Annotated in this window: 23 protein-coding genes; 12 read left to right on the top strand and 11 right to left on the bottom strand. The window is 51.0% G+C overall.

Annotation, left to right across the window (positions count from 1 at the left end):
• The first annotated feature begins 140 nt into the window (after positions 1-140).
• Positions 141-1,478 carry an NADP-specific glutamate dehydrogenase gene (locus EII14_RS03780; RefSeq protein WP_124931231.1) on the top strand — a complete coding sequence of 446 codons (1,338 nt, stop codon included), beginning with the start codon at positions 141-143 and terminating at the stop codon, positions 1,476-1,478.
• 104 nt (positions 1,479-1,582) lie between these two features.
• On the opposite strand, the gene EII14_RS03775 is transcribed toward EII14_RS03780, so the two are convergent.
• The 6 genes from EII14_RS03775 to EII14_RS09580 all read right to left on the bottom strand — a co-directional run bounded on the left by EII14_RS03775 (position 1,583) and on the right by EII14_RS09580 (position 6,431).
• Positions 1,583-2,674: a DNA/RNA non-specific endonuclease gene (locus EII14_RS03775; RefSeq protein WP_158608314.1), complete on the bottom strand. Its 1,092-nt coding sequence runs from the start codon at positions 2,672-2,674 to the stop codon at positions 1,583-1,585.
• Between the two features lie 47 nt (positions 2,675-2,721).
• A complete protein-coding gene (locus tag EII14_RS09290; protein WP_158608313.1) occupies positions 2,722-2,889 on the bottom strand; it encodes a hypothetical protein in 168 nt (55 codons plus the stop codon).
• 12 nt (positions 2,890-2,901) lie between these two features.
• Entirely contained in the window at positions 2,902-4,725 is a 1,824-nt protein-coding gene (locus tag EII14_RS03770) for a hypothetical protein (protein ID WP_124931229.1), read from the bottom strand.
• A gap of 93 nt (positions 4,726-4,818) precedes the next feature.
• Positions 4,819-5,193, bottom strand: coding sequence for a DUF2752 domain-containing protein (locus tag EII14_RS03765; RefSeq protein ID WP_124931228.1), 375 nt, complete (start codon positions 5,191-5,193; stop codon positions 4,819-4,821).
• Positions 5,193-6,044: a hypothetical protein gene (locus tag EII14_RS03760; protein ID WP_124931227.1), complete on the bottom strand. Its 852-nt coding sequence runs from the start codon at positions 6,042-6,044 to the stop codon at positions 5,193-5,195. The genes EII14_RS03765 and EII14_RS03760 overlap by 1 nt, the downstream gene beginning before the upstream one ends.
• Positions 6,045-6,305: 261 nt before the next feature.
• Positions 6,306-6,431, bottom strand: a complete 126-nt coding sequence (locus tag EII14_RS09580; RefSeq protein WP_255422090.1) for a hypothetical protein — start codon at positions 6,429-6,431, stop codon at positions 6,306-6,308.
• A gap of 997 nt (positions 6,432-7,428) precedes the next feature.
• Between EII14_RS09580 and EII14_RS09285 the strand changes: the two genes are divergently transcribed.
• A complete protein-coding gene (locus EII14_RS09285) occupies positions 7,429-7,587 on the top strand; it encodes a hypothetical protein (RefSeq protein ID WP_158608312.1) in 159 nt (52 codons plus the stop codon).
• A 171-nt stretch (positions 7,588-7,758) separates the two neighbouring features.
• Here the strand turns inward: EII14_RS09285 and EII14_RS03755 are convergent, their stop codons facing one another.
• Together EII14_RS03755 and EII14_RS03750 are read right to left on the bottom strand one after the other, a co-directional pair.
• Positions 7,759-7,926, bottom strand: a complete 168-nt coding sequence (locus EII14_RS03755; RefSeq protein ID WP_124931226.1) for a DUF362 domain-containing protein — start codon at positions 7,924-7,926, stop codon at positions 7,759-7,761.
• 218 nt (positions 7,927-8,144) lie between these two features.
• Positions 8,145-10,739, bottom strand: coding sequence for a CotH kinase family protein (locus tag EII14_RS03750; protein ID WP_124931225.1), 2,595 nt, complete (start codon positions 10,737-10,739; stop codon positions 8,145-8,147).
• Between the two features lie 111 nt (positions 10,740-10,850).
• Between EII14_RS03750 and EII14_RS03745 the strand changes: the two genes are divergently transcribed.
• The 10 genes from EII14_RS03745 (at position 10,851) to EII14_RS03700 (ending at position 22,831) form a co-directional block, all read left to right on the top strand.
• Entirely contained in the window at positions 10,851-11,033 is a 183-nt protein-coding gene (locus EII14_RS03745; protein WP_124931224.1) for a hypothetical protein, read from the top strand.
• On the top strand, positions 11,030-13,006 hold the full coding sequence (locus tag EII14_RS03740; protein ID WP_124931223.1) for an LTA synthase family protein: 1,977 nt from the start codon (positions 11,030-11,032) through the stop codon (positions 13,004-13,006). Before EII14_RS03745 ends, EII14_RS03740 begins: the two co-directional genes overlap by 4 nt.
• On the top strand, positions 13,003-14,358 hold the full coding sequence (locus EII14_RS03735; protein WP_124931222.1) for a metallophosphoesterase family protein: 1,356 nt from the start codon (positions 13,003-13,005) through the stop codon (positions 14,356-14,358). Before EII14_RS03740 ends, EII14_RS03735 begins: the two co-directional genes overlap by 4 nt.
• Positions 14,359-14,380: 22 nt before the next feature.
• Complete coding sequence (locus tag EII14_RS03730) at positions 14,381-15,097, top strand: glycosyltransferase family 2 protein (RefSeq protein ID WP_124931221.1); 717 nt, start codon at positions 14,381-14,383, stop codon at positions 15,095-15,097.
• The gene (locus tag EII14_RS03725) at positions 15,094-16,617 is read left to right on the top strand and encodes a glycosyltransferase (RefSeq protein ID WP_124931220.1); all 1,524 of its coding nucleotides are present in this window, start codon (positions 15,094-15,096) and stop codon (positions 16,615-16,617) included. Before EII14_RS03730 ends, EII14_RS03725 begins: the two co-directional genes overlap by 4 nt.
• 782 nt (positions 16,618-17,399) lie before the next feature.
• Complete coding sequence (glmM, locus tag EII14_RS03720; protein ID WP_124931219.1) at positions 17,400-18,794, top strand: phosphoglucosamine mutase; 1,395 nt, start codon at positions 17,400-17,402, stop codon at positions 18,792-18,794.
• A gap of 91 nt (positions 18,795-18,885) precedes the next feature.
• On the top strand, positions 18,886-20,415 hold the full coding sequence (locus EII14_RS03715) for a sulfatase (RefSeq protein ID WP_124931218.1): 1,530 nt from the start codon (positions 18,886-18,888) through the stop codon (positions 20,413-20,415).
• A gap of 132 nt (positions 20,416-20,547) precedes the next feature.
• A complete protein-coding gene (locus EII14_RS03710; RefSeq protein WP_233569360.1) occupies positions 20,548-21,213 on the top strand; it encodes a C40 family peptidase in 666 nt (221 codons plus the stop codon).
• A gap of 309 nt (positions 21,214-21,522) precedes the next feature.
• Positions 21,523-21,714, top strand: a complete 192-nt coding sequence (gene rpsU, locus EII14_RS03705; protein ID WP_124931217.1) for a 30S ribosomal protein S21 — start codon at positions 21,523-21,525, stop codon at positions 21,712-21,714.
• A gap of 214 nt (positions 21,715-21,928) precedes the next feature.
• A complete protein-coding gene (locus EII14_RS03700; protein WP_124931216.1) occupies positions 21,929-22,831 on the top strand; it encodes a tyrosine-type recombinase/integrase in 903 nt (300 codons plus the stop codon).
• A 129-nt stretch (positions 22,832-22,960) separates the two neighbouring features.
• Here EII14_RS03700 and groL read toward each other — a convergent pair whose 3' ends face one another.
• The 3 genes from groL to EII14_RS03685 form a co-directional block, all read right to left on the bottom strand.
• Positions 22,961-24,598, bottom strand: coding sequence for a chaperonin GroEL (gene groL / locus EII14_RS03695; RefSeq protein ID WP_124931215.1), 1,638 nt, complete (start codon positions 24,596-24,598; stop codon positions 22,961-22,963).
• A 79-nt stretch (positions 24,599-24,677) separates the two neighbouring features.
• Complete coding sequence (locus EII14_RS03690) at positions 24,678-24,950, bottom strand: co-chaperone GroES (protein WP_124931214.1); 273 nt, start codon at positions 24,948-24,950, stop codon at positions 24,678-24,680.
• A gap of 530 nt (positions 24,951-25,480) precedes the next feature.
• A complete protein-coding gene (locus EII14_RS03685; RefSeq protein ID WP_124931213.1) occupies positions 25,481-26,182 on the bottom strand; it encodes an SAM-dependent methyltransferase in 702 nt (233 codons plus the stop codon).
• Positions 26,183-26,188 lie beyond the last annotated feature (6 nt).

The following is a 26,188-nucleotide window of genomic DNA, read 5'->3' as shown; positions in this document are numbered from 1 at the left end:
CGCTTCAACAGAAAAAAAGTGGTTTTATTTCTTACTTTTTTGAAACAACAAATTGCAAATGTCAATCAATATGCCTATATTCGCAAACGAAAGGAAATAAAAATCATTTATAATCTGGCAAAATAACACAACCGAACGTTATGAACGCAGTCCAAGTTCTCGAAGACCTGAAACGTAGATTTCCCAACGAGCCCGAATATCATCAGGCCGTGGAAGAAGTGCTCGCCACCATCGAAGAGGAGTACAACAAACATCCGGAGTTTGAAAAAGCCAATCTTATCGAACGGTTGTGCGTCCCCGAACGCATTTACACTTTCCGCGTGACATGGACGGACGACAAAGGCAACGTTCATACAAACATGGGGTATCGCGTGCAACACAACAACGCCATCGGTCCCTACAAGGGTGGGTTGCGTTTTCACGCATCGGTCAATGTCGGCATCTTGAAATTCTTGGCCTTTGAGCAAGTTTTCAAGAATGCCCTCACCACGTTGCCAATGGGCGGAGCCAAAGGCGGATCGGACTTCTCGCCTCGCGGCAAAAGCGCGGCAGAAGTGATGCGCTTCTGTCAGGCTTTCATGCTCGAACTCCATCGCAACATAGGAGCGGATTGCGACGTGCCGGCAGGCGACATCGGAGTGGGCGGACGAGAAGTGGGCTATATGTTCGGAGCCTACAAAAAATACACGCGTGAGTTTACGGGCGTCTTGACCGGAAAAGGATTGGAATTTGGCGGAAGCCTCATCCGCCCCGAAGCCACAGGCTACGGCAACGTATACTTCCTCATGGAAATGCTCAAAACACGCGGACTCGACCTGAAAGGCAAATCTGTTTTGATTTCCGGATCGGGCAACGTGGCACAATATACTGCCGAAAAAGTGCTGAAATTGGGAGGAAAAGTTTTGACGCTTTCCGATTCGGACGGTTTTGTCTACGATCCCGACGGCATTGATCGCGAGAAGTTGGACTACGTCATGGAACTTAAAAATGTATATCGCGGTCGCATCCGCGAGTACGTGGAACAATATCCTTCGGCGCAATACTACGAAGGGCAAAAGCCTTGGGGCATCAAGGCCGACATTGCACTACCCTCCGCCACACAGAACGAACTCAACGGCGAGCATGCGCAGATGTTGGTGGCCAACGGATGTATTGCTGTGAGCGAAGGAGCGAACATGCCTTCTACTCCGGAGGCTGTTCGCGTGTTCCACGATGCTAAAATCCTCTATGCTCCGGGCAAAGCGGCCAATGCCGGCGGCGTCTCGGTTTCGGGGCTCGAAATGAGTCAGAACTCCGGACGCTTATCATGGTCGGCCGAAGAAGTAGATCGCCGCCTGCACGAAATCATGGAGAATATTCACGGGGCGTGCGTGAAATATGGCACAGATCCCGACGGCTATGTCAATTACGTGAAAGGAGCGAATATCGCCGGTTTCATGAAAGTGGCCAAGGCGATGATGGCACAAGGCGTAATTTGACTTGATGACCGTTTATTTGCAAAAAACACCGCCGCTTCCTCAACACAGAGAAAGCGGCGGTGTTTTCTTTGAATGGCAAACAATCGGTGTTCAAATACCGGTCATTACCAATTCCATTGATCCGGATCATACGCTTCTTCAACCATCTTCTCAATATCGTCGGGCAGGTTGCAGAAGAAATCAATGCCGGTTTTGGCTTCCAATTCTTTGATAGAGCAAGCCAAAGTATTCAGTTTAACCTTCTTATAATTTACGCCATCATGCACTGTCCAAAAACCGATAGCTTGATATTGTCCTTTTCCATCTTGGCCTTTCTTGAAGGAAAGAATAGCCATGTAGAAGTATTTGGGGATGGGCAATTTCATATTACTTTTGGCAGCCTGCATATATCCCAAAAGATCAGTCTCTTTGTCAATCGTGCCGGCTTTCACGGCATAGAGCGTGTCGCAAAACGAACGATTATACCCCCATTTTTGAACAAGCTCCTCTAAACGCTTCCAAATTCCACCATTGTGGCTATGCAACTGCGGATGCATGTTGGTCATGAAAAATGTTTGCGAATTATGCTCCTGAGTGGTTTGTCTGTCTTCGGAAGCACACATGTGTCCACGGTCATATCCGGTAGAGGCATAATCTTTATGGGTGGGTTGAAGGTGAGAAGGGATATTGGGATCTTGGCGAAAGTCATTCTTTCGTTCCACATTATTATTAGGAGTTCCTCCATGAAATTGGAAGCATGACCAACGCTGAGCCTTTTTGTTCGTATCCCACTCCAAACTCAGCGTGATGTCTTCAACATCTTGGGCTTTATGCACGGAGATAATATTTTCAGTCCCTTCTCTGAGTTTGGGATATTCCAATCGCCACGCATATTGTCTATTGCCGACAAGATTGGTGTTTTTGTTTTTATTGACTTGATCATGAGGATCGGGATCGGGGTTGGGATCCGTCTGCGACACCACACGATATGCCGCATCGAAGAAGTCTTCGGAGTCTTTACTCTTGACATAGACTTTCAGACCATAGCCCTCCAAAGTAACGACAAAGTCGTAAGTTCCGGCTTTGTAGGTGCGGAGCACGGCTTGTGTTTTACTATCATACACCTCAATATCCTTGTCGTTGGAGGTGTTTTTGGTTTGTGCGCCGATGACCAATGCGGTCATCACACCGACAAACATAAAAATGAATCTTTTCATGGGAAAATGAATATTCATGGTTTTAGTCGAAAAAGTAGATTTCCGTATCAAACACCCTCGGCGGCATTGCCCTCACCTCCCCAAAGTATGTCGGGTGTTTCCTCAAAGGTTGATGAGATTTTGAGGGAAGGTGGTTTTTCTCCCGTCGAACCGGCAATGATGCCTTCGAGGTGAACAGCGGTATATTGAAATGTCGGAGCAATGTAGCGTTTCATGGTGTTATGTTTTTAATAATAAAGCTGTTTTTGTTTTTTCTTGATGTACACTCCCTGTCCGATGCGATTACCGTCGGCTTTGCGTCCCGACAAGTCATAAATATCTTCACCTTGTTCGTTCGGCACGATGAGGAGATCGCCGATAGCGGTCACGTCGTAAGAATGACCGTCGACGGTGAAGCGTGAAATCGCCGCCGCGCTGCCATTGTAGCGGAAATAAGCACGGAACGCACGGAGAGCTTCGGTGGTGGGAGAGGGGGAATAAATTTTATTGCCTTTTCCCAAGAAATAAATATTTTTGTCGTCGGCCGAGAAATCCTTGGGAGCATAAATACCGTGGAATTCAAAGTCGTTCACGGTTTGAGGTTGCAGTGCTTTATGCACATAGACACCTCCTACTTCCAGTTGCACAAGTTTTTTCGACATGAAGATCAAATACGGCACACCGGCCTCGATCGTGGTGCAAGACTCGAAGTTGAGCGTTTTCGTGGCGGCATCATAGCCTTTCAGCTTGGCCAGCTGTGCTTCTCCGAGTTCCGTGTCGGAAAGGTCGATATTAAACGGCAGACAGATCGTGTTCCACATGTCGGGCATGAGTGTGCGTTTCACGACGATATTGGCAAGTCTGCCTTCGTTCATCGCAAGCTGCGTGGTGTTGTCCGCGGTTTCGTCGAGGGTGAGTTCAACCTTCACTTCTTCGGCCGCAACATAGTAGAGCACCGGGGTATCTTCGCTCTTTGCGCTCACCACGGCTTCGAGATCAAAGGTTCTGCCGGCATAAACGTTTTCCGAATATGTCGGATTGAGCGCGTGCAGATGTTCTTGAATTTCAATTTTCCGGCCATTCGATTCGGCATAGAGGGCATCTCCCTCTTTCTTGATCTGCACACCATGAATTTTCACCAAATGCGCACGTAGTTTTTTGTCGTCCAACACCTCCGAAAGTCCTTTCGTTTCGGCTTCGGGCTTGCGCATGAATTCAAGACACAAAAACTTGTTTGCATCGGAAGCAGTGTTGCCGACAATGGTCGGAACTCCGTTTTGTTTCGTAAATTTTCCTTCGATGACGCCCACAAGCTGACCGCCGGTCACGGGATGCCAACCTCTGTCGGTGGTGAGGAAATTCTTGATACACACCGCTCCTTGACCGTCGTTCACATAAGCCTCTTCTTTGCCTTTGGCTTCGAGGATATTGCCGCGATTGTCTTTCGACAAGGTGAGGCGAATGGGGGTATTATCGGTCAATTTGAGCAGTTCGGCAATACTGTTCACGCTCTTTGTTTCCGGTTGCGGCTGCGGATCGGGCTGACCGCCTTCACCTTCTACCTTGATGTCGTCAAGAAAAAAGCGGTTATTCTTTGCAGTGCCGGCGGCGATCTTTATTTTCGTTGCAGCAGTTCCGCCCGTAATGGTGGCTTGATAGCTATTAAACTTTCCTTTTTCCAAAGTAAAAGTAGAGGGGTTGATTGTTCCTCCTCCTTCGAGCGAAACCGAAATCGTGGTATTTTCAGTTTTCGCATCCCAAGCACCGGCCTTGATGGTAAGCGTGGCCTTTCCGCTAAGTTGACTAAGGACAGGCGTTGTTATGGAACCGGCAGCTGTTCCCGTTCCCATTTTAACACACCTATTGGCATAATATACTTTTTCCAAATGCCAACCGGAGAGATCTTTATTTGTAACCGAAGAACCATTGACTCCTTTCCACTGTCCGTCGTTCCCTCCCGCCTTGTCGAAGGTATCAAAAGTTTCATGGAAAATCACATTTTGCGCCCATCCCAAAGAAGAAAGGAACAGGCATAAACACAGCAAAAGTTGTTTCTCTATTTGTAGTTTCATAACCGTAGATTTAAAGATTTAGCGACAAAAGTACTGCAAAAATAAACAGCCTCCAAATCTTTCGAGTATTCTTTTTTATCGCTTCAAAATATTTTATATCCTCAAAATATTTCTCAGCACCCACCAAAGCAACACACAAACGCCATAAAGCACCAAAGCCACTCGCGATTGCAGCATCTTTCTCAACGGAGCCAACCGTTCCCAACGGCCGCTGCCGACATAGAGCAACAGCAAAACCACGGCCACGGGCAGCAGCAAATTGTGAGCAACCGCCTCGGCAACATGTCCATGCAACAAATCGTGCAACGCCCTCTGCGCTCCACACGTTGGGCAGGAATATCCCGTCCATGTGCGAAGATGACACTGCGGAAACCACGCCCCCAATTCCGGGTCGTACAAATAATACAGACTCCCCGCCACCAGTACGGCAACGGGGAGCAAAATATGTCGTTTCTTGCGATTGTCCATCAATATTTGGTTCGGTCGTAGCCGGAAGAAACGTTTTGATGTGAAGATCCCGAATTGCCTTCTGCCTTCGGCGAAGCGGATTGTTCGGCCGGTTGTGGCTGATCGGCGGCCTCCCGACGCGGAGCTTCCGCGGATTGAGATGTGGTTTGAGTCTGAGAATAAGACGAATAGAAGACTTTCTCCGATTTGAGAGAGTTATTGTCGAGAAGCCACAAATAAGTAACGACCAAAGCAAATTGTGAAATGACTATCGTGTAGTACACACCGATGCAGCAAAGCAACAGACCCAACGCGGCGACAAAGCCGGAAACTATTCCCAAGCCCAACAAAGTAAACTCCTTACCTTCCGTTGCTCTCCACGAGAAACGAAAAGCCTCTTTGATGTCGGCATCGGGATGATCGAGAATATAAATTGATCCGAAAGCAAGTCGCACCGCGAGATAGATGCCGGGGATAATCAAAAACAGTATTCCGACCAACACCAGTATTGCCGAGAGAAGCGAATAGCCGATATAATTCAAATAGGTGGAAAGCGGAAGTTTGTAAGAACGCCAACTCAGCCCGGTTTTCCCGCCGCGTGCCAAATTGAGCATAGCAACAACAACTCCCACATACACAAAAAGTTGCAAAACATAAAAAACGATATTCGGCCAATATTCTCTATCGGAATAATTCCTGATGCCTGCCACATCATTATCGAAAACGGCCTGCCAATACCCACCGGGCATCGTGCCCAAGAGCAATCCATTGAAAAGGACAGCCAACAAAAAGAAAAACACGGCAAAAGTCAAACCATGTCGCTTGGTGAGATCCCAAGCCTCATTAAAAACGTCGCTGATGGTAAGAGTCATAATCAAAAACCATAAAGAGTGAATTACAACCGCAAAAATACATTTTAATTTCAATATCGCAACCGTTTTTCAATAAAAAACAAATTTACGACGCAAAAAACAAAACACTCCGCCACGGATGCAAAAAATCGGGTGAAACACTCCTTGCAAGAGCATTTCACCCGAAGGTGTTTATTTCAAATAAGTTTGATGGTCAAACCATGAAGTTTTCCTACATTCGCTTTCTTCCCGTAAGATTCGGCGTTTCGGAAAATCTTCGTCTCACTTCGTTTGTGCGCTGATTGCACGAAGTTGGCTGTTGAGCATTTGGCACATGGTGCCGTTGCCCATCGAACGGTATCGGGCAATGCGATACAACAGTTCGTCAATAGTTTTTTTCTCTTTCATGTGTTTTGTTTTTTGATACGCTTGCCGCCGTCGGGAAAGAGGCTTTCGCTCTTCCTTCCGGCTGACATCAGCGTTCGTTAAACGAGTTAATCATTCCGGCTCGACTCTTTGTCCGAGCCTTCTTTCACTTTTAACGTCTGCCTCACGGCAGTCTGTTATCCTTAATCATTTTAACCCTATTTTGCCGCACTCGGCAGCGTTGTTATCCTTAAATCTTTATACCGGGCTAATATCCTTTTACTGATGCAAAGGTAGCAGCTTTGATATTTCTAAACAAACAAAACAGGCAGAAAAACGCGTTTTTTAAGAATGAGAAACTCTATTTGCAAACTCATACTGACACTTCATTGCGACAAAACAAAATCGCAGGCGATATTTACATTTCTTGCAATCGACAAGTCCGAGCATGATTTCCCCAAGATTTCGATTCAAAAAACACGGGTCGATCAACCGGCGTCCGAAGCCTGCGGCGTGAGTTCTGCATTGGATGTAGAAAATTCTAACTCGGAGGTAGACAAAACCACATCAGACCGGAAGACGACTGACGCATGGGGGAGGATGAACACAAATTTTCTCTCGCGCGTACGCGCGCGCGTTACCTATTCATCATGTTTTTGCTTCCGCTGCCTTCGCAAAACCGATCAACAAATTGATTTACAATAACTTTCAGGTGAAGGCAAGTGAAGGCAAAACGAAAAGAAGGATTGCTTATACTTGAAAATGAGAGGGTTGGAGCTGTTTTTTGCCTTCACTGCGCCTTCAAACCCCATTTTTTGTCCATGGTCGGTGAAAGCAAGCGGAAGGAAAGGAGCATTTTGCCTTCACCGTACAAATACTGACTTCCAATTAATTACGATTTCAAAAAAAGCGTTGCCTTCATTTGCCTTCGCAAGAAACACGCAGAAAATCAATCAGATAACCGATTTAGCGGAAGCAAAACGGCAAAAATAAAAAAACAGGGTGGAAAATCGGCAGAAAACAGCGGTTTCATCGACGAATGGAAATCTGCGTTCGTCTTCATCGCGACAACCGACAGTTTTTTTCGGAGAACGAACCGCAACGACATATTCCCCGATCGGTATCGACACGCGTCACACTTCCACATCACTACACCTCCCGAAAGCGAAAAGACACGGCGAAACCGCCGCGCCTCTAAAAAACTTTCCGCTTTTTTCGATCAAACAGACCTACGTGTTCATCTTGCCGCTTCCACGTTTTTGCAACCGCCTTACGGCAACGAAACAAGGGTGCGAGAAGGAGAAAAAGAGCGACCGCGCCGAAAGCCAAAGGCTCCGACGCGGTCGAATGGGTTGATAAATTCTAAAAATCAAAGGGGAGAGATGACGCCCGTGGGGCAAACATCGGAGCATGCACCGCAGTCGATGCAGGTTTCTGAGTCGATAGAGTAGATTTCGCCCTCGCTAATGGAAGAAGTGGGGCATTCGTCGATGCAAGTGCCGCAGGCAATGCAGTCTTCGCTGATTACGTAAGCCATAATGATAAGAATTTAAATTGTTGTTATGTTATGATGTTATGTCGGGGGTGTCGGCGGCCGGCTGTCGCAGCCCATACGCCCGCTCCACCCTTTAAGGGAAGTGTTGCACCGATCATCGTCACGACGATCGGGCAACGCCTTTGTATGTTATGTTGCTGCAAATGTACGGCAAAGTTTCGAGTGTTCCAAATTTTCGGGTTGGTTTTCCGATTGGGAGTTTATCTGACAACCACCTTTCGTCCGTCGATGATGTAGAGCCCTGCCGGCAGTGATCGGCGCGGCACATTAAGACGCACTCCGTAAAGATTGTAGATACCCTTTGTCTGACGCGGCGCAAGAGAGGATGCTTCGGCACGAGCGGCTTCGGCATCGATGCGCGGATCGACAATGGGGGCACGGTCTATGGCGGTCGGGTCTTCAACGGGGTAGGGTTCGAGATGCGAAAAGACGTATTCGGCACGACGGCGCAACCACGATTTGAAGCGATCTCCCAAAGCGGTGTAGTTGTCCGTTCCGTTATAGAAGTAGTTGTTGTCTTTTTCCGACCACAAGACATAGTCGGCCTTCAAAGAGGGGGCGACAAACGCCCGATAGTCGTCAATGAAAGCGATGAGAGCATCGAGTCCGCCGGAGTTCATGAAACGATACCAAACATTGTAGTAGGCAGCACGCACCTTTTCGGAATTGTCGAAGATACTTTTGAAAAACGTCTTTCCGCTCTTGTTCGGTCCATGAACATCGAAGATGTCAAACTCGGGACTGCTGACGGCAAAATTGTAATTTCTCTCGTAGCCGTACGCCCAATCGCAGTCCCAAATGGGACCGAAAGACCAAACCGAATCTTTGTCGAACACATTGGTGCAATGCACAAAAGTGCTTTTGGGATGTCGAAATTCGAGATTACCGATGAGATCATTGACAAAAAGATAGGTGGCATAAGAACGGATGTCTATTTTTTCCTCAAAACCGAGGTTGCTCTTGATGGCGGAAGTGAGATCGTTGAAATGAGCCTCGGACGCCTGTTTGAAATTCTGATAGGCTTCCGCTCCGAAATCCTCCTCGTAGTCTTCCTGGTCGGGATCTTTGTAGGAGATGGGGAGTGTGAAACTGCTGTCGAAAAGACTTGTTCCATCGTAAGTATCCAATTCAAAAAGCACACTCGTGGAGTCGCTGTACAGATCTACGCTGTTGTTGGAAATTCCGATTTGCTCGGTGAAGTTGTATGCCCCGACATATTCCTCATTGACATAGAGATCGACGGGAATGATGTGGTTGGGATAGACGGTGCCGACGAGCTGTGCGGCTTTCATGGCGATGGCGTTATTGAGGTGTGCGTGTCCGCCGTGGGCTTCGGAGCGGACAGGGAGCGCATTGGCCAACAGCACCCAACTCTTCCCTTTGGTCAGCCCGAAAGGTTTTTGCTTCTTTTCAAACTTGATGCGATAGGGCTTTTTGAGCATTCCCCAAGTGCTGTTGCCACGACCTTTCATAAAACCATCGCTCTCCAAATCCGGCCACATGCCGACACCGTCGATTTTGATCGTGGCGCGGCGATAAATATCCTTGAAAGCATGCACGTCAAACAAGGTAACGTTGTCGTGCAGAGTGATGTCGATGCGCGGCACACGAGTAGCTGCCTGCGAGGGAAAAACGACATTGACGGTGGTACGGCGACCGTAAGGCTCGGTACCCCATTTCACCTCGGCAGCTTTGGGAACGGGCTTTTTCTTGGTCACCCGATAGACATTGAGTTCGGCCAAACAGAGATAGTTTCGGCGCGTGCTCTTGTCACAGCGAAAACGTAGATGAGTGAAAGGAGAGTCGGTTTCGAGCGTGCCGGAACGGAAGGTTTGCGAAGCACCCGATTGGGGTATGCCGTCGGCGGAAGTCAGCGTTTTGACTTCTCTCCACGTTTCACCGTCGTTGCTGACCAAAAGGGTCACGACGGAAGGCATGTTGTGCGACGTGTTGGTGCGGGTGACGTAGCCGATCTGAAAAGTTTTCAGAGGCTCGGGCAAAGCGATGTCCACGTAGGTCACGATACTTTCGTCCACGGGCTGACCGCCGGTATTCCAGTAGCTGTGATAAATGGTATTCATGTCGCCGTCGATCAAACCCGCAAGACCTTCGGATTCCACCACCGAGGGGTAGTTGGACGAAAGTTTCTCGGCTCTGAGCGGAATGGCAACGGCGGTTTCTTCTCCTCCCGGTTCTTCGGTGGTTTCAGAAACATGACACACAATACGCTCCTGCCGGGGATAGGCGAGCGTATAGACCACGGGGCGACGGAAATCGACAAGGCTCACCTTGCTCACCTGCGCCACGCCATCGACATAAGCACGAGCATGGCGAGCGTCGTCGGCATCGGAAAATTTGAACGAGGGGATCAGCGTTCTGTCTATGGCTGGAACGGTGAGCGCAATCGTGCTGTGGTCGGCAGCAATCGTGCCGAGGGCGTCGGTGAAGACGTTGCCGTTGTATTTATTGTTGATTTTGAACGAAGTAAACGCGGGGAAGTCCATGTCGGCCGGACGAGTTTTCGTGACCGACACGATGCTGTTTTGCGCAAAACTCTTGATCAGCGCGGTGTTGGCCGCATTGGCCGACGGAGGAGCAAGATGGAAACGCACTTGCCCGACAATGGTGTCGCGACGCACGATAAGACTGTCGGGGATCACAGTCAGACTGCCGTCGCGTTGACAGACGAATGTTTCGGCAGACGGCGTTCCGTCAGCCGCCGGGGCGGCAGCCATTCCTTTCCAGCCGAAAAAGAGGCCGACCGAAAGCGCAAGAAGCATACGAGTTGTTTTCATAAAAATTCGGAGCAAAAAGAAATTTGTTCGGTTGTTGGGTTAGGTTGCAAAGGTAAGAAAAAAAGAAACTACACGGCATTGAACATAAAAGAAAAAGCAAGAACAAAGGCGATGTGTGGCCAAGAGGCATTTAATATTGCCCGAAAAGCCGACGTTATGGTGAGGATTGCTTATCTTTGCAAGTTGAAAAAACACAACTTCATGCTGCGCCCCATGCCCTGCGAATGCCGAACCGGCAGTTGCATACAGGCACAAAGCGACAACAACGGCATCGAAAGCTCCTCACGATCATGAAACATCTCTATTTGCGCTCCGGCTTGTGGGCATCGCCTGTGGCGGTGTTGATCAACTTCATCACCGTCTACATCGTCTACGAAATCTGCCGGGCGGCCTTTCTGCTCGAAAACTGGTCGGTCTATGCGCCTCATCTCGACGCGCTGCGCTTGAAAGACGTGGCAGAAGGCACTTTTCTGTTCAACGCATCGGCCATTTTCTACACCAACGCGCTCTACGCCCTTTTCATGCTTTTTCCGTTCCACCACAAAGAGCGGGCGGGCTGGCAACGGTTCACGAAGTGGCTGTTTGTCGCGATGAACGGCCTTTGCGTCGTGCTCAATCTTTCGGATGCGGTCTATGTGAAATACACCGGCCGCCGCACCACCGTCACGGCTTTTCGGGAGTTCAGCCACGAGGGCAGCAACTTGGGAAAGATCATGCTCACCGAGTTCGTGGCACATTGGTATCTGCTCGTGTTGGGCATCGGCCTCATCTGGCTGCTTTGGCGCGTCTATGTGCAACCGCGCAACCGCATGGAAGACCTCGCTCCCAAATGGCGATACTACCTGACGCACACCGTCGTGCTCGCCGCCTATGCTTTCGTGAGCGTTTGCGGCATGCGCGGCGGATATGCCACCAGTGTGCGCCCTATCACACTGAGCAACGCCAATCAATACGTCAATCGGCCGATGGAAGCCAACTTGATTCTCAACACGCCGTTTGCCATTATCCGCACCATTGACAAGAAACCCTTTGTCACACCACACTACTTCGACCGCGCCACGCTCGACAAACTCTATTCGCCGCTCCACCGGCCGACCGTAGGCGGCGAGATGCACCGCAAGAACGTGGTCGTGCTGATCGTTGAAAGCATGGGCAAGGAATATCTCGGCGCGTTCAACGGTCATCTCGACGGCGGCAGCTACAAAGGCTACACCCCGTTTCTCGACTCCCTCTCGCGCCATTGCCTCACCTTCCGCCACACCTTCGCCACCGGCCGCAAAAGCATCGATGGCATGCCCTCCGTGCTCTCGTCGATCCCGATGTTTGTCGAGCCGTTCTTTGTCACCTCGGCTGCCCTCAACAAAATCAGCGGTTTGGCCGGAGAGCTGAACACCAAAGGCTACCACACGGCCTTCTTCCACGGTGCCGACAACGGCTCCATGGGATTCCAATCGTTTGCACGAACAACCGGTTTCAAAGCATACTACGGCCGCACCGAATACAATGCCGATCGGCGTTTCGGAGGCGATAAGGATTTCGACGGCACTTGGTCGATTTGGGACGAAGAGTTTTTGCAATTCTACGCCTTGAAGATGTCGGAGTTCAAAGAGCCGTTCATGACGTCGCTGTTCACCGCCTCCTCCCACCATCCCTTTGTCGTGCCCGAACGCTATCAAGCCTCCTTCCCCGAAGAGGGCGGACATCCGCTCCACAAGTGCGTGAGATACACAGACATGTCGTTGCGCAAATTCTTTGAAACGGCGAGCCGCTGCTCGTGGTATCGCAACACGCTCTTCGTCATCACCGCCGACCACACCAACCACCCCTCGCACGACGAATATCGCTCCGTGCCGGGCTTGTATAGCGTGCCCATTCTGTTCTACGACCCTTCGGGCGAGCTCATTCGTCCGGGCGTTCGCAACGGCATCGCCAAACAAATCGACATCATGCCCACCCTGCTCGGCTTCTTGGGCTACGACAAACCCTACGTGGCCTTCGGCAGCGATCTCTCACGCACTCGCGACGAAGACACTTGGAGCGTGGGCTACGCCAACGGCCTCTATTTCTTCATCCAAGGAAGTCACATTCTCTTTTTCGACGGCAGGCACACCACCGCCGTACACAATTTCGTGACCGATCCGCTCGGACGCAAAAACCTCAAAGGCAAAATGCCTCGTCAAGCCGATATGGAACAGCGGCTCAAAGCAATCATACAGTCTTACATGGAACGCATGAACGGCGACCACCTCACAGCACAAACATCATGACAACACGCAAGAAAATCACCCTTTCGTCGGTGGCCGTCGTGCTCATCGGCCTTTCCGTCCTCACCTATGTTCGTTGGGGCGCATGGTTTGGAAATCCGCCCGAAGATCCCTACGCCCCTCTGCCCACTCCCGGCCGCGTGCTGCTGACCTTCGGCAACTCCGGCGAGCTCTCCCGCAACATCAGTTGGCAGTGCGACTCGGTGCTCCTCCCCGCTCATGTGGAACTCACCGAAAAACAAGGCTTCGACACACTCCGCATCGCCGCCAAGGGGGAAATCTTTGCTTCGCGCAGCGGAAAAGCCGCCTACTACGTTGCCCGTTTGGACAACCTGATCGACGGAACGGACTACCGCTATCGCGTCGTCACCGACGGCCGTGCCTCGCAATGGTACGATTTCTCCACCACGCGACAGAGCAACAAGAATTTCTCCTTCCTTTTCTTCGGCGACGTACAAGACAGCATCGGCGGTCAGACCCACCGATTGTTCTCAGAGGCCGTCGGCCGACACGCCGCCGCGGAGTTTGTCGTGCTCGGCGGGGATCTCATCGAACGCCCCACCGACGCCTATTGGAGCGAAGCCTTTCGAGGTATCGACTCTGTCGCACAAAGCCTGCCGATCCTTGCCGTGACGGGTAATCACGAATATCTGAAATATCCCATCCGCAAGCTCGAACGCCGCTTCTCGTTGGTTTTCTCCTACTTTCTCGACGCTATGGTGGGCGAAAACCAAGTCTACACCCTCACCTATCGCGACGCGCAGTTCTACCTCCTCGACTCCAACCGCGAACTTCCCTTTCTCATCACCCAGCAGCAGTGGCTCAAACAAGAGTTGGCACGCAGCACGGCACGTTGGAACATCGTCGTGCTCCACCACCCCATCCACTCCGTCAAGTCGTCGTCCAACAACCTCATGCAACGGCTCGTTTTCGGCGATCTCATTCGCGACAACGTCGACCTCGTATTGCAAGGACACGAACACGCCTATGCTCGAAAGACCGCACACGACGGCCGTCGCCCCGTGCCCCCGATCTACACCGTCAGCCACTGCTCGCCGAAGCACTACCGCTTTGAGTTCAATCCGCGTTTCGACCGCTACGGCTGCGGCTCGCAATACTACCAGCGCATCGACATCAGCGGCGACACCCTGCGCATGAACACCTACGACGCCAACACTCACGCCCTCTACGACGGCATCGACATCGTCAAGGGCGAGCACGACATTCCGCACCTCATCGACCGAGCCGTCCGAATGCCCGAAAAGCTCAACTTCACCCCTCGTCCCGGCAACAAGAAAGATGCCAAATTCATGGAACGCCTGCGTGAATACAAATCGCAAAAAGGCATTCGATAACCCCCTATCTTTCGTTCCGCCCATGAAAAGCCTGCACATCATCACCCCCGTAAAAGACAGCATCGACAGCACTGTCGAAACGATGAAAGCCGTTGTCGCCTCACGCCTCGACGTCCCTTTCGTCTACACCGCCTACAATGACTTCTCCACACCGGAAAACACCGAACGACTCCATCGTGAAGCCGAAGCGTTGGGCGTGAAAGTTATCGATCTTGCCGACCTCACCGACCACCCCTCGCCCAACTACCTGCTCGTGCTTCGCCGATGCCAAAAAGAGGCATTGGCCGCCGACGCCGGCTTGCTCATCGTGGAAAGCGACGTCACCGTCAAGCCCGACACGCTCCAATCTCTCTTCGACGGTGCCCTCTCGCGCCCCGACTGCGGTATTGCCGCCGCCGTCACCGTCGATGCCGACGAGCGCATCAACTATCCCTACCTCTACGCCAAACGGTGGGGCGGTCACATCGTCGACACCCGCAAACACTGCTCTTTCTGCTGCTCCCTCCTCACCCCCACCCTTTTGAAGGCCTTCGACTTCGAGCAGCTCGACGACGACAAAAACTGGTTTGACGTCACCATTTCGCACGAGAGCCTCGCCGCAGGACTGCACAACTACCTCTTTGCCAATCTCACCGTGTACCACCGACCGCACGGCAGCCGTCCGTGGAAACAACTCAAATACACCCATCCGCTGAAATACTATTGGCGGAAATGGACAAAAGGCTTCGACAAAATATGATTTCCGATCCCGACTCCGCCACGACGAACACCACGCCCCCCACGACGAACAACTCGACGAACACGCCGGTTTCGGTCGTCATTCCCGTCTACAACGCCGAAGCCTTTTTGGCCGAAACCTTGAACTCCGTCCTCGCCACGACCTACGCCCCACTCGAAGTGATCGTCATCGACGACGGATCGACCGATCGCTCGCGCCACATCGCCCTCGACTTTGCAGAGCGCGACCCTCGCGTCAAGGTGTTGCACCAAGAAAACCAAGGCGTTTGCCGGGCGCGAAACCATGCCATCGCTCACGCCGCCGGACGATACATACTGCCCGTGGATGCCGACAACCTCATCGAACCTCAATTCGTGGAGCAGGCCGTCGCCATATTAGACGCCAGCCCCGAGGTGAAAGTCGTTGCACCGAGAGCCGATTTCTTCGGCGAACGCACCGGCGAGTGGAAACTCCCCCCTTTCTCGCTCCGTCGCCTTGCCCGCCGCAACATCATGGACACCTGCGCCATGTATCGCCGCGAAGAATGGGAGCGCATCGGCGGCTACTGCGAAACGATCATCGCCCGCGAGGATTGGGAATTTTGGATTTCGATGCTCAAAGACGGCGGCGAAGTCGTTCGTTTGCCCGACATCCTGCTCCACTACCGCGTTCGGCAGCGTTCCAAACGCATCGCCGACCGCCGGCTCAAACGCCACGTCATCGCTACGCTCAACCGCCGCCACCCCGAATTTTTCGAGCGCGAATTGGGCGGAAAGTTGCGCATGCAGCGGTCGTGGTCGAAACTCATCAACCGCCTCTCGCGCATCTTGTCGCCACGCCGCGTCGTCGTACACCCCGACCACGCGGAACTTTCCGACTTCGTGAAAACCCTCCCCACACGTTTCGCCGCCAAAGACGGCACGGTCATTTTCAAAAACCGAAACGAAATCAGAGCTTTTCACACCCACGGACTCGACATCGTCGTCAAAGAGTTCAAACTGCCCAATCTCATCAACCGCATCGCCTACGGACTCCTCCGTTCCTCGAAAGCCGAACGCTCCTATCGCTACGCCGAAATGCTTCGCGCCATCGGCATCGATAGCCCTGCCCCGATCGGTTTCGTTACGCTGCGCCGCGGCCTCCTCTTTTCGCTCAGCTACTACGCCTCCCTGCGCTCCGCCTGCCCCATTTCCTACATGCAGCTCTACGAAGGCAACCTGCCCGACCGCGACGACTATCTCCGCGCCATCGGTCGCATCACCGCCCGACTCCACGAAAACGGTTGGATCCACACCGACTACTCGCGCGGCAACATACTCCTCGGACGCGATGCCGACGGCCGCATCACGGTCGATTTGGTGGATCTCAACCGCCTCCGCCGCCGAACGGTGGATCTCGCCACCGGCAGCCGCAATTTCGAGCGGCTGCCCCTCACCCCCGACATGCTCGCCGTCATCATTGAAGCCTATGCCGCCGAGCGGGGCTTCGACGTGCAGGCCTGCATGGTCGAAGCCCTCAAAAGCCTGCCGCCGCAGTCGTAAGGGGCAGCACCGCTCTTTGACGCACAACCGGCCGCAACTACCTCTGAGGCGGAAAATTCTACCTCAGAGCCCGTTCGTTCTACATGGGAGGTAGTGAAATCTTTCCGCCGCAGAAACTCCCTCTGATCTCTTTTACGCGCGCACGCGCGCGTTTCCCTTATCATTGCATTTTGCTTTCACTGCCTTCACCAAACGAGACAAACACCTGAATATCAGTCCGTTTTTAGCGAAGGCAAGTGAAGGCAAAATGAAAAAAGGATTTCCAAAACACTGAAATACACCCTTTTAACTCGTTTTTTTGCCTTCACTTCGCCATAAGAAGGAGATTTCACGCGCCGCTTGGCGGAAGCAAGTGAAAGGAAAAAGAGTTTTTGCCTCCGCTATCAGCAATCTGATTTTCAGATAATTAAAAATTCCACAACCAGTTTACCTTCACTTTGCCTTCGCAAACAAAACACAGTATATCAGCAAGATAGAAGATTTAGCGGAAGCAAAACGGAAAAAACAAAAAAACAGGGGGAAATCAACACCGTCGGGCAAGCCAAACGCAGGAGCCGCGAGGAAGCACAATCTGCCAAACGGCGATGCCCTTCCTCCGTCGGTTCGGTCGCCTACCGCTTCTGCCCGATCTTGATTTCAACTTCTTTTTCAAAAAAGCAACAAGAAAAATGGAAGATATACCGAAAATTTCGTACTTTTGTTGCTGGAAATCGGTCGTCTGTCAAGCCTATCTGCTTTCCACATTTTAAGCTTTCCGAAAAACTTCTAACGATTTACCGAATATGACCCTTATCAAATCTATTTCCGGTTTTCGCGGCACCATTGGCGGCCGCATCGGCGACACCCTCAACCCTGTGGACATCGCCAAGTCTGTGGCAGCTTATGCAAGCTTGCGCGAAAATGTGGTGAGCCGCAAATATCGCCGCAAAATCGTGGTGGGTAGAGATGCCCGCATTTCGGGCGAAATGGTCTGCCAAGTGGTCTGCGGAACTCTCATGAGCATGGGTTTCGACGTGATCAACATCGGTTTGGCATCGACCCCGACGACCGAACTGGCCGTGAAATGGGAAAATGCCTGCGGAGGCATCATCATCACCGCAAGCCACAACCCGCGGCAGTGGAACGCACTGAAATTTCTCAACGAACAAGGAGAGTTTCTTCCCCCCGCGGAAGCCAGCGAAGTGGTGCGCCGCGCCAATTCCGACGGATATGAATTTGCCGACGTAGACAATTTGGGCTGCTACATTCAAAATTACAGCTATGACCAACGCCACATCGAAATGGTCAAACAGCTCGAACTCGTGGACATCGAAGCCATTCGTCGCGCACACTTCTCCGTGGCCGTCGATGCGGTAAACTCCGTGGGAGGCATCATCATTCCCAAACTGCTCGGACAGCTCGGAGTAACGCAAGTGACAATGCTCAACAGCGAACCCACCGGCGACTTTGCCCACAACCCCGAACCGCTCAAAGAACACCTCACCGAAATACGCAACCTCATGCGCAAAGGACGCCACGACATCGGTTTTGTGGTCGATCCCGATGCCGACCGCCTCGCCTTGGTCTGTGAAGACGGCACCATGTTTGGCGAAGAAAACACACTCGTGGCCGTGGCCGACTACGTGTTGCAAAACACCCCCGGCAACACCGTGAGCAACCTCTCTTCGACAAGAGGACTGAGAGATGTGACCGAAAAATACGGTTGCAACTACACTCCGGCCGCCGTGGGCGAAGTGAACGTGGTCACGAAGATGAAAGAAACCGGAGCCGTAATCGGCGGAGAAGGCAACGGAGGGGTCATCTATCCGGCCGCCCACTCCGGCCGCGACGCCCTCGTGGGCATTGCCCTCATTCTGACACACCTCGCCAAAACCGGACACAAAGCTTCCGAACTGCGCGACAGCCTGCCCCAATATTTCATCTCGAAAAACCGCGTGGATCTCGATCCCACAACCGACATATTCATGCTTCTTCAAAAGGTGAAAGAGATTTACAAGGAACAACAGGTGACCGACATCGACGGCGTGAAAATCGACTTTCCCGACAAATGGGTGCATCTGCGCAAATCCAACACCGAACCCATCATCCGCGTATATGCCGAAGCACACACGCGGGAAGAAGCCGACGCTCTGGCACAACAGATTGTAGATATGGTCTACACCATGACGCAACAATAAAACATCGGACAAACACAACGGATTGGCCGTTCGTCTCTCTACGGATCGGAGAGAAGAAGGCCAATCCTCTTCTTTACACCTACACTTCATCATGAGAAAACAAATACTCCCCGTGGCAGCCTGCCTGCTGCCCGCATTGGCCGCAGCGCAACAACGCTACAACATCGTCTACATCATGACCGATGACCACACGGCACAAATGCTATCGGCCTACGACACTCGAAACGTAAAAACACCCAACCTCGACCGCATCGCGGCAGATGGAGTGAAATTCACGCGTTCGTTCGTGGCCAACTCGCTGAGCGGACCTTCGCGCGCCTGCATGCTCACGGGAAAACACTCTCACAAAAACGGGTTCACCAACAACGAACACGGCATATTTGACGGCAGTCAGCAAACCATGCCCAAACTCCTCCAAAAAGCAGGATACCAAACGTCTATCATCGGGAAATGGCACCTGCACAGCACACCCACCGGCTTCGACCACTGGGACGTGCTACCCGGACAGGGAGATTACTACAACCCCGACTTCATCAACGAAAAAGGACGCTACCGCGTGCAAGGATACCTCACCAACATCGTTACCGACAAAGCCATTAAATGGCTCGACGAACAAAGAGACAAAAGCAAACCTTTCGCCCTCTTCGTACACCACAAAGCCTGCCACCGCAACTGGCTGCCCGAACTCAAATATCTGCACGAATACGAAGACACCACTTTCCCCCTGCCGGCCAACTTCTATGACAACTACGAAGGAAGGCAGGCAGCAGGAGCCACAACCATGGAAGTGGGAAAGGATCTGATACTCGACTACGACTGCAAAATTTATGACCCCAACCGCACACGACGCATCAATCAGGGATACATGAACATGATCGGACGACTCGACTCGAAAGATCGCGCCGTCTACGATTTCTTCCACGACTCGCTCACCGTGGACTTCTATCGCCAAAACCTCAGCGGACGAGCCCTCACGGAATATAAGTTCCAACGCTACATGCGTGACTACGCCAAAGTTCTCAAATCGCTCGACGACAACGTGGGACGACTGCTTGATCACCTGAAAGAACAAGGATTGCTCGACAACACCCTCGTGGTATATACCTCCGACCAAGGATTTTATATGGGCGAACACGGATGGTTCGACAAACGATTTATGTATGAGGAGTCTTTCTCCACCCCCTTGCTCATGCGGCTGCCCAAAGGCTTCAAAACACGAGGCGACATCAACCAAATGGTGCAAAACATCGACTACGCACCCACTTTCCTCGAACTGGCCGGCACCCCCATACCGCCCGACATTCAGGGAGTGTCCCTCCTGCCGCTGCTCAAAGGGGAAAAACCCAAGAAATGGCGAAAAAGTCTGTACTACCACTTCTACGAATATCCCGCCGAACACAGCGTGAAACGACACTATGGCGTGAGAACGGAGAGATACAAACTCATCCACTTCTACAACGACATCGACAGTTGGGAACTTTATGATCTCAAAGAGGATCCGCAGGAAATGAACAACCTCTACGGAAAACCCGGCACCGAGCGACTCACCCGAAACTTGAAAAAAGAACTGCTGCGTCTTCAAGAGCAATACGACGACTCGATTCGCTTCCGTCGACAATAAAACGAAAAGCAAAACGACATACCATCGTGAAGATTTCAGAAAATCGAGCAAGAAACTTGGCCTATTCGGCAAAAAAATGTATCTTTGCTTCGTTTTCTGAAATCTTTATTCATTTCCTTTAAAGCCTTTGCCGTGAAACCCAAACACATCTTCGTCATTGCCACATTTGCTTTTGCCGGCTGGTTGGCTGCATCGTACAACAATGGCGTACACGCAAAATATGAGGAAGATGTGACCGACTACCACGCCACGCTGTTGGGGGACACACTTCCGCTGCAAGCACGCATCGAACGCACACGACCGCGACTCGAAGAACTGCAACTGAAAAAAGCCTTCGAAAAAATCCAAGCATCGGAAACAGAAAAAGAAAACGAAAACTCACTTGACTTTGAGGAGAACAATCGACTCATAGACAAACTGCTCACCACCGCGTTCAGATACATCGGCGTACGCTACCGCAGCGGGCAGAGCAATCCCAACGGCTTTGATTGCAGCGGCTTCACGAGCTACGTGTTCAAACAACAAAACATTCAACTCACCCGGTCGTCGAGAAGCCAATTCAACGAGGGAAAACCCGTGGCCGACGTCAAACAACTTCGCAAAGGCGACCTCGTCTTTTTCGGAGGATCGAGAAGAAGCCGAAACGTCGGACATGTGGGCATCGTCACCGAAGTCAATCCCCACACCCAAAGTTTCAAATTCATACACGCCAGCCGATCCTCCGGCATCAGAGTGGACGATTCGAAACAGGCCTATTACAGCAGCCGCTACATCGGAGCACGCCGCATCGTGCAATAAACACAGCCCACTCCAAATTGTTGTATCTCGCAATTTTAGAGTCCGTTTTTCTGACACCAACATCGCTCAAAAGCGAAAATCATAAGGCGAAAAGCCCCAAAAACAATAGAAAGGAGGGTTCATTCCAACTTAGAACATTCTTAACACTACAAACACTTGTTCTTTTGTCATCAAGATGACAAAAATCGTGCATTGACGCACTTTTACATCAAATTTATTTCTCAAAAGCCTTGCGCGTGAGAAATAATATTTACCTTTGTACATTGCAAAGCAAGAAAAAATCAACAAAAATAAATTCAACACACAAAAATGATTGTAGTACCCGTTAAGGAAGGCGAAAACATTGAACGCGCCCTCAAAAAATTCAAGAGAAAATTTGAAAAGACCGGTGTAGTAAAAGAGCTCCGTCGTCGCCAACAATTCGACAAGCCCAGCGTACTCAAACGCCTTGCCAAAGAGCACGCCATCTACGTTCAGGCTCTTCACCGCAACGAAGACTGACCCTACGGTTGCACCCCAAAAACGCCGCTCCGAAACTCTTCGAGAGCGGCGTATTATTTTATCTCTTCTCCCTCCGATCATCACCCCGTACAGGCATTCGACGACGCAATAAGATTGACGCATCAAGAAAAACCGTCATCGCTCTTCACCTTCTCGCCCTTCTCTCTCTTTTCTGCATCCCCCCCTATCTTCCGTCTTCCCTCAATAAAACGCCATGCTCATTTGGATCAACGACTTTCTGCACTACATGCTCGCGCAACGCGGATGCTCTCCTCGTACCCACGAAACCTACCGCATCGCCCTCAACGACTGCGCAGACTACATGAGAGCACGAAATCCGAACATCTCATGGACAGAGGTAGACACGCTTTGCGTAAGACGTTGGGTGGCATGGATGATGGAAAACGGATATGCCCCCAACACTGTCAATAAATCTTTGTCTGCGCTGCGTTCGTTCTATAAATTCTTACTGCGCGAAGGGCGAGTTTCCGTCGATCCGGCACGTTTAGTCAGCAATCCCAAAACGCCCAAACGACTGCCGACTTTCATCAAAGAAAGCGAAATGGATCTTCTTTTTTCACATTACCCTTTCTCCGACGATTATATAGGCTGTCGGGATCGAACACTCCTGCTGCTGCTCTATCACACCGGCATCAGAGCTGCCGAACTACTCGCCCTCAATCTGCAAGACATCCGCGAAAGCAGTAACACAATAAGGGTAACGGGAAAAGGAAACAAACAACGCATCATTCCCTATGGAAAAGAATTGGCGGAAGCCCTTAATCGCTATCTCTCCCTACGGGCGGCGACATATTCCTCCCTCCCTCATGATGAGGTGGCCTTGTTTCTCAACAAAAGAGGACAACGCCTGTCTTACACCTCTCTGCGCAAAATGGTAAATGCCACTCTTTCGGCTGTGACGACACAACAGAAACGGTCGCCACACGTCTTGCGCCACAGCTTCGCCACCGCCATGCTATCGGGAGGGGCACAACTCGAAGCCATCCGACAACTGCTCGGACACGAAAGCGTGACCACCACCGCTATCTACACACACACGACACTCGCCGAGCTCAAAGAGCAATACGCACGCTCGCATCCTCACGACGAGGAGTAAAACATGGAGCTTACCCACTTTCAGGAGATAGTAGCGATACCATTTCATCAAAAAAAGGTGCATCCCCAAATTTTGAGGAAGCACCTTTTTAGCTAAAACAATGTCTACGGTAGTACGCAGAAAGAAATCTTACATCATACCGCCCATTCCTCCCATTCCGGGAGCACCCATCGGCATTTCGGGCGTGTCTTCTTTCTTATCGCAAATGACACATTCCGTCGTAAGGAACATTCCGGCCACAGAAGCCGCATTTTCAAGAGCGACACGTGTCACTTTGGCAGGATCGACAACACCGACTTCGCGGAGATCCGCAAAAGTTTCATTCTTGGCGTTATAACCGAAGTTACCTTTCCCTTCGCGTACCTTATTGACAATCACAGCACCTTCCACTCCTGCGTTCTTACAGATCTGACGCAGAGGCTCTTCGATGGCGCGACGAATGATTTGAATACCCGTCGTTTCATCGGCATTTTCACCTGCGAGTCCTTCAAGTGCTTCTTGTGCGCGAATGTAGGCCACGCCACCACCCGTCACGATACCTTCTTCAACGGCAGCACGAGTGGCACAGAGAGCGTCGTCGCAACGATCCTTTTTCTCTTTCTGTTCCGTTTCGCTGGCAGCACCGACTTGAAGCACGCAAACTCCGCCGGAAAGTTTGCCCAAACGCTCTTGGAGCTTTTCTTTATCATAGTCGGAAGTAGAAAGCGCGATTTCGTTTTTGATTTGCTGTACGCGTTCGGCAATGGTTTGGCTTTCTCCTGCACCATTCACGATAGTGGTATTGTCTTTCGACACACTAACTTTTTCGGCAGATCCAAGCATTTCGAGTGTGGCTTGTTCAAGTTTCAAACCTTTTTCTTCGCTGATCACAACACCACCGGTAAGCACGGCAATGTCTTCGAGCATGGCTTTACGGCGGTCACCAAATCCGGGAGCTTTGACTGCGCAGATTTTGAGTTGCGTACGCAGACGATTGACCACAAGCGTCGTGAGTGCTTCACTATCCACATCTTCCGCAATCACGAGAAGCGGATGGCCGCTTTGCACGGCAGGTTCGAGAATAGGGAGGAAATCTTTCAGATTGGAGATTTTCTTGTCGTAAATGAGAATGTAAGGATTCTCCATTTCACACTGCATCTTCTCCGCATCCGTCACGAAATAAGCCGAAAGATAACCACGATCAAACTGCATACCTTCAACAGTCTTCAAGACCGTGTCGCGGCCTTTGGCATCTTCAATGGTAATTACGCCATTTACGGAAACGGCACGCATTCCATCTGCAATCAGTTTACCGATTTCACTGTCGTTATTGGCAGAGATGGTGGCCACTTGTTCGATTTTGTCATAATTATCTCCCACCTGCTCGGCCTGTGCCTTGATGCTATCAACCACGGCAGATACGGCCTTGTCGATACCGCGCTTCAAATCGAGAGGATTTGCACCTGCGGCCACGTTTTTCATTCCTTCGGTCAGAATGGCCTGCGTGAGAACCGTGGCGGTTGTCGTACCGTCACCGGCATCGTCGCCCGTTTTGGAAGCCACACTCTTCACGAGCTGTGCTCCGGCATTTTCAAAAGCATTTTCAAGTTCAATTTCTTTGGCTACGCTCACACCGTCTTTGGTAATACGGGGAGCACCGAATTTCTTTTCGATAACCACATTGCGACCTTTGGGGCCGAGTGTCACTTTCACTGCATTTGCCAATGCATCGGCTCCTTTACGAAGGAGTTCGCGAGCATCTACATCATATTTAATTTCTTTTGCCATGATTGCTATTATTATGATTGCGGCATATCTTCATGCCTTTGTTTCAATATTATATAAGGAGAAAATAAGCGGAGCTTTATTAAGCCAGTATCGCCAAGACGTCACTTTGACGCATGATGAGATATTTTTCACCATCAAGCTCTACTTCCGTACCGGAATACTTTCCATAGAGCACCTTGTCTGAAACTTTAAGTACCATTTCTTCATCTTTGGTGCCATTTCCCACTGCAACAACAAGGCCTTGCAAAGGCTTCTCCTTTGCGGTATCAGGAATAATAATACCGCCAACGGTCTTTTCTTCGGCAGCTGCGGGCTGAATCAGCACGCGATCAGCAAGAGGTTTGATGTTCATAATGTAATGTGTTTATCTGTTGTGATTATATTTATCCGAGTTTTCCCCTATGCCAGTTGTCTAAAAAACATACGCAGTATTTTCTCAGGCAATGACACGTTCGGAAGTTCTGTTTATTTTCGATGCAAAGTCTTTGCCAACTCTATTAGGACAAGCATATTCTGTCATTTTGTCAGACAATATTTTTCTTTGTCCATTCAAAGTTTCTTCGAGAAGATTCAGAAGTCCACAAAACGCAGAGATTACCGAACAGCTATAAAAGAAAATATTGCTGTCCGGTAAAGTTTTATATTATCACAAATAAGGCTGAAACCCTCTTGCAGAATCTTATTGCCACTTTGCTTGTGTAATAAAAAACGCCGGTAACATGAGCAAAAGTACACATTTTTACCGGATAGTCGGTTTATAGTAAAGTCATAAAATTGTCGAACAAGTCCAAAATCCAACAAATTAGTCTTGAAACCTTGGGTAGCGATCAGTCTTGGCCATTATATTAAATTTGTGGCAAAGCAATGTAGAGAGGTGAGGCGTCAGCCGATGAGAAAGATAGCCGGTGTTTTTCCCAGGTCGGGCAGTCCGCACTGTTTCCATTCTTTGAGTGTTCGGGTGCGGATGAATTCCGCTTCGGTCGTCAGTCCTGCCGCTACGCACAAGCGTGTTTTGGGCGCACAAGCGGAGAGGATGTCGGCAAAAAGACGTGCGTTGCGATAGGGTGTTTCGATGAAAAGCTGCGTCTGCTTTTCGGTCATGGCGCGCGCTTCAAGTTGTCGGAGACGTTTGACGCGCTCAGCGGCGTCGATGGGCAGATAGCCGTGAAAGGCAAAGCTTTGTCCGTTGAGCCCCGATGCCATCACCGAAAGCAAGATGCTCGACGGGCCGACGAGCGGCACCACCGACAAACCCTCGCGCTGGGCAATGGCGACGATGTCGGCACCGGGGTCGGCCACGGCCGGACAGCCGGCTTCGCTGATCACTCCCACGCTCTCACCGCGCCGCAAGGGGGCAAGAAACTGCGAAAATCGCGCCGCATCGGCATGTTTGCCCATTTCATAGAAGGTGAGGGCGTTGATGTCTATGCTCCGTTCTACGGCTTTGAGGAAGCGTCGCGCGGTGCGAATTTCTTCGACGATGAAGTGGCGAATAGAGAGAATGATGTCGCGATTGTGTGAAGGGAGCACCTTGTCGATCGGGGTGTCGCCGAGGGTGACGGGGATGAGATAGAGAGCGGCCATATAGAG

The organism is Alloprevotella sp. OH1205_COT-284, from assembly GCF_003859795.1.
In the GTDB taxonomy this organism is placed as follows: domain Bacteria; phylum Bacteroidota; class Bacteroidia; order Bacteroidales; family Bacteroidaceae; genus Alloprevotella.
This window is presented reverse-complemented; position numbering and strand designations above follow the sequence as displayed.

What these genes read in the sequence shown, in the direction of transcription:
- EII14_RS03780 (WP_124931231.1), top strand. Translation starts at nt 141, where the DNA reads ATGAACGCAGTCCAAGTTCTCGAAGACCTGAAACGTAGATTTCCCAAC.
- EII14_RS03775 (WP_158608314.1), bottom strand. Translation starts at nt 2,674, where the DNA reads ATGAAAAGATTCATTTTTATGTTTGTCGGTGTGATGACCGCATTGGTC.
- EII14_RS09290 (WP_158608313.1), bottom strand. Translation starts at nt 2,889, where the DNA reads ATGAAACGCTACATTGCTCCGACATTTCAATATACCGCTGTTCACCTC.
- EII14_RS03770 (WP_124931229.1), bottom strand. Translation starts at nt 4,725, where the DNA reads ATGAAACTACAAATAGAGAAACAACTTTTGCTGTGTTTATGCCTGTTC.
- EII14_RS03765 (WP_124931228.1), bottom strand. Translation starts at nt 5,193, where the DNA reads ATGGACAATCGCAAGAAACGACATATTTTGCTCCCCGTTGCCGTACTG.
- EII14_RS03760 (WP_124931227.1), bottom strand. Translation starts at nt 6,044, where the DNA reads ATGACTCTTACCATCAGCGACGTTTTTAATGAGGCTTGGGATCTCACC.
- EII14_RS09580 (WP_255422090.1), bottom strand. Translation starts at nt 6,431, where the DNA reads ATGAAAGAGAAAAAAACTATTGACGAACTGTTGTATCGCATTGCCCGA.
- EII14_RS09285 (WP_158608312.1), top strand. Translation starts at nt 7,429, where the DNA reads ATGGAAATCTGCGTTCGTCTTCATCGCGACAACCGACAGTTTTTTTCG.
- EII14_RS03755 (WP_124931226.1), bottom strand. Translation starts at nt 7,926, where the DNA reads ATGGCTTACGTAATCAGCGAAGACTGCATTGCCTGCGGCACTTGCATC.
- EII14_RS03750 (WP_124931225.1), bottom strand. Translation starts at nt 10,739, where the DNA reads ATGAAAACAACTCGTATGCTTCTTGCGCTTTCGGTCGGCCTCTTTTTC.
- EII14_RS03745 (WP_124931224.1), top strand. Translation starts at nt 10,851, where the DNA reads ATGTGTGGCCAAGAGGCATTTAATATTGCCCGAAAAGCCGACGTTATG.
- EII14_RS03740 (WP_124931223.1), top strand. Translation starts at nt 11,030, where the DNA reads ATGAAACATCTCTATTTGCGCTCCGGCTTGTGGGCATCGCCTGTGGCG.
- EII14_RS03735 (WP_124931222.1), top strand. Translation starts at nt 13,003, where the DNA reads ATGACAACACGCAAGAAAATCACCCTTTCGTCGGTGGCCGTCGTGCTC.
- EII14_RS03730 (WP_124931221.1), top strand. Translation starts at nt 14,381, where the DNA reads ATGAAAAGCCTGCACATCATCACCCCCGTAAAAGACAGCATCGACAGC.
- EII14_RS03725 (WP_124931220.1), top strand. Translation starts at nt 15,094, where the DNA reads ATGATTTCCGATCCCGACTCCGCCACGACGAACACCACGCCCCCCACG.
- glmM (WP_124931219.1), top strand. Translation starts at nt 17,400, where the DNA reads ATGACCCTTATCAAATCTATTTCCGGTTTTCGCGGCACCATTGGCGGC.
- EII14_RS03715 (WP_124931218.1), top strand. Translation starts at nt 18,886, where the DNA reads ATGAGAAAACAAATACTCCCCGTGGCAGCCTGCCTGCTGCCCGCATTG.
- rpsU (WP_124931217.1), top strand. Translation starts at nt 21,523, where the DNA reads ATGATTGTAGTACCCGTTAAGGAAGGCGAAAACATTGAACGCGCCCTC.
- EII14_RS03700 (WP_124931216.1), top strand. Translation starts at nt 21,929, where the DNA reads ATGCTCATTTGGATCAACGACTTTCTGCACTACATGCTCGCGCAACGC.
- groL (WP_124931215.1), bottom strand. Translation starts at nt 24,598, where the DNA reads ATGGCAAAAGAAATTAAATATGATGTAGATGCTCGCGAACTCCTTCGT.
- EII14_RS03690 (WP_124931214.1), bottom strand. Translation starts at nt 24,950, where the DNA reads ATGAACATCAAACCTCTTGCTGATCGCGTGCTGATTCAGCCCGCAGCT.
- EII14_RS03685 (WP_124931213.1), bottom strand. Translation starts at nt 26,182, where the DNA reads ATGGCCGCTCTCTATCTCATCCCCGTCACCCTCGGCGACACCCCGATC.